The 2643-nt window shown below is 26.9% G+C and carries 1 protein-coding gene and 2 pseudogenes; all 3 read left to right on the forward strand.

The genetic code is table 11. From position 1 onward, the window contains the following. Window positions 1-248, forward strand: a pseudogene (locus tag AJ881_RS04015) (motility associated factor glycosyltransferase family protein); the annotation flags it as partial. Continuing rightward, a complete protein-coding gene (locus AJ881_RS04020) occupies window positions 245-2104 on the forward strand; it encodes a motility associated factor glycosyltransferase family protein (protein WP_083259453.1) in 1860 nt (619 codons plus the stop codon). The pseudogene AJ881_RS04015 and the gene AJ881_RS04020, both read left to right, overlap by 4 nt. Before the next feature lie 12 nt (window positions 2105-2116). Next, window positions 2117-2643, forward strand: a pseudogene (locus AJ881_RS04025) (motility associated factor glycosyltransferase family protein); the annotation flags it as partial.

Below are 2643 nucleotides of genomic sequence, written 5' to 3' on the forward strand. Positions count from 1 at the left end.
AAATTTTAGGTCCTTTACTGACACAATTTGAACTTAATCTTGCTAGAATTTATGTTTTAAATCCTAAAACCAAAGAAGATGCTTTTAATAAAAGTATTCTTTGGATAAAAGAACATTTAGAATTTATGGAATTAGTTTATGGACATATCAAAGCACAAGAAAGTGCTTTGATTAAAAATATACTTCCTTTAGAAGAAAAACTTAAAGAAAGAAAATTAGATAAATGGATGGAAAGGGTAAGAAGGTGAGAGAAGAACTTTTTTTAAAAAATACTCAAGCTTTATTTGAAGTTGATGAAACTCTAGCTTATAAATTAAGATCACTTAAAAATATAACTTTTAAACTCATTCAAAATGAAAATGGAATCAATTTTGCAAAAGATGAAATCTTACTTTATCAAAATCCCAATCAAGAGCTTTTAGAAAATCTTAGCCTTTTTCAAAGTGAATACGCAAAATATCCTGTTTTGTTTTTTTATGGTTTTGGAAATGGAATGCTTTATAAAAGTTTATGTGAAAATAAAAATCATCGACATATTATTGTTTTTGAAGATGATTTAGAAATTTTAGCCCTTGCTTTTTATTTATTTGACTTTAGCGAAGCCTTAAAAAATGAAAAACTCATACTTTTTCACACTCAAACGCTAAATACCCCACAACTTAGCACACTTTTTAGCTATGAAATCATTCAAAAAAGTGTAAAAATTTTTAATCTTTTTATCCATAGTGATTTTTATCAAAAATTCCAAAATACACAAATACAAAATACAAACACCCAACTCATGGAAATGATACGCTTTATTGTTTTAAACAAAGGCAATGATCCACATGATTCTTTAGTGGGGATCAAGCATACTTTAGATAATCTTCCTAAAATGTTAAATCATGGAATTTTTCAAGAATTTCTTAAAGAAAGAAGGACTAAAGTTAAAAATGCTATCATTGTTTCTACAGGACCAAGTTTAACCAAACAATTACCTTTATTAAAAAAGTATGCTAATAAAGCTACGATTTTTTGTGCGGATAGTGCTTATGTTATCCTTGGAAAATACGGTATAAAGCCTGATTATGTTTGCATGCTAGAGCGTGATGATATAGTTTCTAAATGTTTTGATAATGATTTTGGCGATTTTAACAAAGGCATACTTTTCATACTTGCTTCTGTAGTTCATAAAGAAGTATTGGATTTTTTGGAAAAAGATCAAAGAACTTATATGCTTGTGCATCGCCCTTTAAATTTTGCAGCCAGCTTAAAACTTGATGAATACGGATATTTAGGAGTAGGACATAGCGTTTCAAATATGATCTATGAATTAGCTGGGGCTTTAAGATTTGAAAATATCATTTTTATAGGACAAGATCTTGCTTATAGTGAAGATGGAAGTTCTCATCCTAAAGAACACATTCATGGTAACCAGGGTGAAGAAATCAGAGGGGAAAGCTATACCTTAGCTTATGGTGGAAAAGGCAAAGTAAGAACACAACTTACTTGGAATTTATTTCGTCAAGCCTTTGAAAAAGATATTTTTTGGACAAAAGAAAAACTTCATATCAACACTTACAATTGCACCGAAGGTGGAGCAAGGATAGAAGGAACTATAGAAAAACCTTTTCTTTGGGTTTGTGAGAATTTACTTGATAAGGATTTAAACAAACCTTTTGATTTTCCAAAAATTTTAGATAAAAAACAAGCCAAAGAAAAATTAGAAAAAACAAAAAAATATCTCCAAAAAAATATTTTAGAATCCAAAGAATTTATCAAAAAAGCTCAAACTCAACTTCAAAAACTCAGATATACTTTAGAAAAAAACAAAGATGATTTTCACACTCTTGAAAAAATCAAAAACAATCTCTTAAATCTTTTCAAAGAATTTAAAAAACTCAAATTTTTTAACGAACTTACTCGAGCAATTTATTTTCATAATGAATGTGAAATTTTAAAATTTGAAGTTTTAAATGCAAACAAGCAAAAAGAAAATTTGATAGATTTTTTAAAAATACAACACAATTGGTTTATACAAGGCTTAGGATACCTTGACACTCAAAACCAAACCATAGAAAAAAGTTTAGAAAATTGGAATTTTGACGATATAGTCAAAAAATAATTAGGATTTCCAATGACCTTCACCTCTACTCAAAAAGAACTCTTTAATAATAACATTGAAGCTTTAGGTAATATTCTTTTAAAAGAAAGTTTAAAAGAAATCAAGTCTAGTAAATTTGAACTTATCTTAGGTAAAGATAATCTAGATATAAATTTAAAAGATACGAATGATAATACTTTTCTTTATGGAAATGTTATTGATGAATTAAACACTATGTTAAACACCTATAATGACAAATACCTACTTTATCCTGTATTGTATTTTTATGGTTTTGGAAATGGAATTTTATTTAAAGCTTTATTACAAAATAAAAATCATCAACATATTGTTGTTTTTGAAAAAGATATAGAAATCATTTGGGTCATGTTTCATATCTTAGATTTTTCAAATGAATTGCAAAATTCAAGATTGATGATTTTAGAAAATGATAAATTACAAATTCAGGATTATGTTGAACTTTGTTCTTCTAAGCCTTTCTTTCAATTTTCTAGAATTTATTTTTTAGAACTGATGAGTAATTATTATGAAAGATTTCATGA

This window comes from Campylobacter sp. BCW_6460 (assembly GCF_001762705.1).
GTDB classification, from domain to species: domain Bacteria; phylum Campylobacterota; class Campylobacteria; order Campylobacterales; family Campylobacteraceae; genus Campylobacter_D; species Campylobacter_D jejuni.